The 5,348-nt window shown below is 74.2% G+C and carries 6 protein-coding genes; 3 read left to right on the plus strand and 3 right to left on the minus strand.

Features of this window, described 5'->3' with window-relative positions; genetic code table 11:
- Nucleotides 1-133: 133 nt before the first annotated feature.
- Nucleotides 134-670, minus strand: a complete 537-nt coding sequence (locus ACWEVO_RS29215; RefSeq protein WP_452310695.1) for an SRPBCC family protein — start codon at nucleotides 668-670, stop codon at nucleotides 134-136.
- Between the two features lie 2 nt (nucleotides 671-672).
- A complete protein-coding gene (locus tag ACWEVO_RS29220; protein WP_452310696.1) occupies nucleotides 673-981 on the minus strand; it encodes an ArsR/SmtB family transcription factor in 309 nt (102 codons plus the stop codon).
- 90 nt (nucleotides 982-1,071) lie between these two features.
- On the opposite strand from ACWEVO_RS29220, the gene ACWEVO_RS29225 reads away from it, so the two are divergent.
- The 3 genes from ACWEVO_RS29225 (at nucleotide 1,072) to ACWEVO_RS29235 (ending at nucleotide 4,081) form a co-directional block, all read left to right on the plus strand.
- On the plus strand, nucleotides 1,072-2,001 hold the full coding sequence (locus ACWEVO_RS29225) for an LLM class F420-dependent oxidoreductase (protein WP_452310697.1): 930 nt from the start codon (nucleotides 1,072-1,074) through the stop codon (nucleotides 1,999-2,001).
- Between the two features lie 80 nt (nucleotides 2,002-2,081).
- Nucleotides 2,082-2,819 (plus strand): hypothetical protein, encoded by a 738-nt coding sequence (locus ACWEVO_RS29230; protein WP_452310698.1) that lies wholly within the window; start codon nucleotides 2,082-2,084, stop codon nucleotides 2,817-2,819.
- Complete coding sequence (locus tag ACWEVO_RS29235) at nucleotides 2,816-4,081, plus strand: FAD-binding protein (RefSeq protein WP_452310699.1); 1,266 nt, start codon at nucleotides 2,816-2,818, stop codon at nucleotides 4,079-4,081. The genes ACWEVO_RS29230 and ACWEVO_RS29235 overlap by 4 nt, the downstream gene beginning before the upstream one ends.
- Here the strand turns inward: ACWEVO_RS29235 and ACWEVO_RS29240 are convergent.
- Nucleotides 4,078-5,220 carry a site-2 protease family protein gene (locus ACWEVO_RS29240; protein ID WP_452310700.1) on the minus strand — a complete coding sequence of 381 codons (1,143 nt, stop codon included), beginning with the start codon at nucleotides 5,218-5,220 and terminating at the stop codon, nucleotides 4,078-4,080. The two genes, ACWEVO_RS29235 and ACWEVO_RS29240, sit on opposite strands and share 4 nt — an antisense overlap.
- Nucleotides 5,221-5,348 lie beyond the last annotated feature (128 nt).

Raw genomic sequence — 5,348 nt, forward strand, 5'->3', positions numbered from 1 at the left:
CTTGTCTCTGCTACATCAAAATGTCGCAGAGACATGCCGCTCTGAAGGAGCCGCTCGCCGCGAGGGGCAGCGGGCCCTCCCCGCCCCCGGGCGGCGGCCGCGGCCCGCACCACGGCGGACCGGCCGGAGTCCGTCAGAACTCGGAGCCGTCCAGCCGCTCGACGTACGCGGCGCGCAGGTCGTCCCAGCCGAACTCCTTCGCCTCGCCGCCGCGGATCGGGCCGACCGGGTCGCCGTCGAGCAGGTGGCCGGCGACGTCGAGGCAGAGGTGCCAGCCGGCGGCCATCACCGGGGCGAGGTCCGGGTCGTCGATCCGGTGCCGCAGGGTCAGGCGGGTCCCGGTCCCGGTCGGGGTCAGCTCCCAGCGCAGCAGCCCGTCGCCCCAGGTGTACTCCAGCAGGGCGGGCCGGTCGGCGCGCCGTACGGTCGCCGGGGCCGGATAGCTCCGGTCGCCGTCGACCGTGCTGAGCGTGGCCTCGCCGGGGGTGCCCAGGTCGCGGCTGGCCAGGAAGGGGGCCCATTCGGCGAGCCGGTCCGGTTCGGTGAGCGCGGCCCACACCTTCTCCGGCGGGTGTCGCAGGTCCCGGACGAACACCAGGTCCCACCGTTCGCCGGCCGGTACCCGGGCGACCTCGGCGAGCGGGCCGGGCCGGAAGCTGTCGCGGTCCATCGTCACTCCTGACTGTCGAGATGGCGCTCCAGTGCGTCGAGGTGCGCCGCCCACATCCGCCGGTACGGCCCGAGCCAGTCGTCCACGGCCCGCAGCGGGCGGGTGTCGATCCGGTAGATCCGCTGCTGGGCCGCGGTGCGGCAGGTGACGAAGCCGGCCTCGCGGAGCACCTTCAGGTGCTTGGAGACGGCCGGCTGGCTCATCCCCAGCGCGTCCACGAGGTCGCCGACGCTGCTCTCCGCCCGGCGCAACCGGTCGAGGATGCGGCGCCGGGTGGGCTCGGCCAGCACGGCGAACACGTCGACGGACACGCTGCCAATATGCCTCTCCAGACATATGCCTGTCAAGGGATACGAACTGCTCCGGCTGCCCGGCCCGGCCGGTCTTCCTATGCTCGGGGCATGGAATTGCGGATCTTCACCGAGCCCCAGCAGGGCGCCAGCTACGACCAGTTGCTCACCGTCGCGCGCCGCGCCGAGGAGACGGGCTTCGGCGCGTTCTTCCGCTCCGACCACTACCTCAAGATGGGCTCGGTCAGCGGGGAGCCCGGCCCGACGGACGCCTGGACCACCCTCGCCGGCCTGGCCCGGGACACCTCGCGGATCCGGCTGGGCACCCTGATGACCGCGGCCACCTTCCGCCTCCCCGGTCCGCTGGCCATCACCGTGGCCCAGGTCGACCAGATGAGCGGTGGCCGGGTCGAGCTGGGCATCGGCACCGGCTGGTACGCCGAGGAGCACACCGCGTACGGCATCCCCTTCCCGCCGCTCGGCGAGCGCTTCGACCGGCTCGAGGAGCAGCTCGCGGTGATCAGCGGCCTCTGGGCGACCCCGGCCGGAGGCACCTTCGACTTTCCGGGCAAGTACTACCCGGTCAGCGACTCACCCGCGCTGCCGAAGCCGGTGCAGCAGCCGCGCCCCCCGATCCTGCTCGGCGGCATGGGCCCGAAGCGGACCCCCGGCCTCGCGGCCCGCTACGCCGACGAGTTCAACCTGCCGTTCGTCTCGGTCGAGGACTCGGCGGCCCAGTTCCAGCGGGTCAAGGACGCCTGCGTCGAGATCGACCGCGATCCGGCCGACCTGGTCTGGTCCAACGCCCTGGTGCTGTGCTGCGGGCGGGACGAGGCCGAGGTGGCCCGCCGCGCCGCGGCGATCGGCCGGGAACCGGCCGAGCTGCGCGAGAACGGCCTCGCCGGCACCCCGGCCGAGATCGTCGACAAGCTCGGCCGGTACGCGGAGGTCGGCAGCCGGCGGGTCTACCTCCAGGTGCTCGACCTGGCCGACCTGGACCACCTGGACCTGGTCGCCGCCGAGGTGATGCCCCAGCTCTGAGCCGTGGGACGGGGCAACCACGGCTTGACACCTTGACGGATGATGCACCCGGACCGCGGCGTCGACGACGGGGGTGGGACGTGGAGCTGCACCGGAGCCGGGGCAACCTGCCGCTGGCGGTCATCTGCGTGGCGGCCGGGGTGATGGTGCTCGGGGTCGCCGTCGAGGGCTCCCTGCTGCGGATGCTCGTCGCCCTCGGCGTCGTGCTGATCGCCGGCATGGTGCTGGTCGGCGCGCTGCGGCCGTTCCGCTTCGTGATCGGGCCCGAAGGGCTGCAGGTGCGCCGCCCCGGCCTGCGCGGGACGTACCGCTGGGAGCAGTTCGAGGCGCTCGCCGTCGACGAGGCGTCCCGGCTGGTCGGGGTGCCGGGGAGCGGGTTCCCGGCCGGCGTGCCGATCACCGCCCGGCACCCGCGCGACCGGCGGCCGGCGGTGGAGCTGCTCGACCTCAACCAGGTGCGGGAGAGCCCGGACGAGGTGGTGGCGGCGCTGGTCCGCTGGTCGGGCGGGCGCTTCACCGACGCGCGTACCCTGTCGCCCGGTGAGTTCGCGACGACGGAGTTCGAGTTCACCCACGGGCTGCGCGGCTACGACGTCCGCGAGGTGGACCGACTCGTCGGGCGGGCCCAGGACGCGCTCGCCCAGGGCGGGCCCGCGGAGCGGCGGGCCGCCCGGGCGGAGATCGAGCAGGCCCGCGCCGCCGGCCTGCTGGTGGCCCTGCGGGGGTACGACATCGCCCAGGTGGACATGGCGCTCGACGCCCTCTGCGCCGCCCTGACCGACACCGACACGCCGACCGATCGGACGACCACCGCGTGACCGACCCCACCGCCGCTGTCCCCGCCCCGCCGCCCGTCGCCGACCGCAACTGGGCGGGCAACGTCCGCTACACCGCCCGGGCCCGGCACCGGCCGTCAGCGCTGGACGAGCTGCGCCGGCTGGTGGCCCGCGCCGAGCGGGTCCGCGCGGTCGGCACCGGGCACTCGTTCAACCGGCTCGGCGACACCACCGGCGACCTGGTCTCCGTCGCCGGTCTGCCGCCCACCATCACGCTGGACCGGGACAGCGGCACCGCCACGGTCGCCGCCGGCCTGCGCTACGGCGACGTCGCCACCCGGCTGCACGCCGAGGGGTACGCGGTGGCCAACCTCGCCTCGCTGCCGCACATCTCGGTGGCCGGCGCGGTCGCCACCGCCACCCACGGCTCCGGCCGAGCCAACGGCAACCTGGCCACCGGCGTGGCCGGGCTGGAGCTGGTCACCGCCGACGGCGACCTGCTCACGGTGGACCGCACCGACCCCCGGTTCGCCGGGATGGTGGTCAACCTCGGTGCGCTCGGGGTCGTCACCCGGCTCACCCTCGACGTCGTGCCCACCTTCGCCCTCCGGCAGTACATCCGGCTCGGCCTGCCCCGGGAGGCCCTGGACGCCGCGCTCGACGGCGCGTACAGCGCGAGCGTCTTCACCGACTGGCGCTCGGCCCGGCTCGACCAGGTGTGGCTCAAGCAGCACGCCGACCAGCCGCCACCGCCGGCCGACTGGCTGGGCACCCGCCCCGCCGACGTGCCCGTCCACCCGGTGCCCGGCATGCCGCCGGAGAACTGCACGGTCCAGCTGGGCGAGGCCGGGCCGTGGCACGAGCGGCTGCCGCACTTCCGGCTCGGGTTCACGCCGAGCAGCGGCGACGAACTCCAGTCCGAGTGGCACGTCGCCCGCGCCGACGCCGCCGCGGCGCTCGCCGCCCTGGACCCGGCCGCCGAGCGGATCGCGGCCGTGCTGCAGATCTGCGAGCTGCGCACGATCGCCGCCGACGAGCTCTGGCTCAGCCCCAACTACCGGCGGGACAGCGTCGCGCTGCACTTCACCTGGATCGGCGACCCGGCCGCGGTGGCGCCGGTGCTGGCCGAGGTCGAGGAGCGGCTGGCGCCGTTCACGCCCCGCCCGCACTGGGGCAAGCTCTTCGACCGCGACCCGGCCGCCGGCTATCCCCGGTACGAGGACTTCCGCGCCCTGCTGCGCGAGTTCGACCCGGCCGGGAAGTTCCGCACCGAGGAGCTGGACCGGTACTTCCCGCGCGACTAGCGGCCGGCCCCGGCCATCTGGTCGCGCATGCTGCCGCGCTGCACCGCCCGGCTGATGTCGCTGGGCGAGATGATGCCGACCAGCCGCTGGTCGGTCACCACGAGCGCCCGGCCGTCGGCGCACTGGCTGAGCCGGGGCAGCAGCTCGTTGAGCGATTCGTCGGGGCGCGCGAGCACCAGCTCGTCGGCCCGGCAGGCCACCTCGCCCAGCGTGGTCGAGGCGCGGCGGTCGGCGGGGATGCCGCGTACCCGGTCGAGGGTGACCAGGCCGACCGGCCGCCCCTCCTCGGTCAGCGGCAACGCCGAGTGCCGGTACGCGAACAGATAGTGGTCCACGAAGTCGGCCACCGTCATGTCCCCGGAGGCGGTCTGCGGCTGCGGGGTCATCACGTCCGCGACGCGTACCCCGCGCAGGGCGCTGCCCATCCGGGCCTGCCGCTCCTCCATGCCGGCGGCGCCGATCAGGAACCAGCCGATCAGGGCCAGCCAGAGCCCGCCGATCCCGGCGCCGACCAGGAACCGCCAGAGCCCGAAGGCGATCAGCACGATGCCCAGCACCCAGCCGGCGCGCGCGGCCACCACGGAGGCCTTGGTCCGGTCACCGGTGGCCTTCCACACCGCGGCGCGCAGCAGCCGTCCGCCGTCCAGCGGCGCGGCGGGCAGCACGTTGAAGATCGCCAACAGCACGTTGATGCCGGCCAGCCAGGACAGCGCCCCGAGCAGCAGCCCGTGCACCCCGGCCAGGCCGAGCAGCAGGGCGATCACCGCGAAGAAGAGCCCGAGCACCAGGCTCACCAGCGGCCCCACCCCGGCGATCCGCAGCTCGGCACCGGGGTCCTTGGCCTCGCCCTTCAGCTCGGAGACGCCGCCGAAGAGCCACAGCGTGATCCCCTCGACGCCGATCCCGTTGCGCTTGGCGACCACCGCGTGCGCCACCTCGTGGGCGAGCAGACCGAAGAAGAAGACCACCGCGGCGACCAGCCCGGCCGCGATGTACGCCACCCTCGAGTGGCCGGGGTAGGAACGCGGGAACAGACTGGCCGACAACGCCCAGGCGATCAGCACGAAGATGACCAGGACGCTCCAGTTGACGCCGACGGGTACGCCCGCGATCCGGCCAAGCCGGAAGCTCGCCCTCATGGGTCCGTCATACCCGGCTATCCGCCCCCCATGCCCCGCATCACCTCGGCACCCCGCCCCCTAAGCGTTGATCAAGGAGTTTGCGTCGAGTAACCGGCGTGTGCCGACGCAAACTCCTTGATCAACGC

It is taken from the genome of Micromonospora sp. NPDC003776, assembly GCF_053605645.1.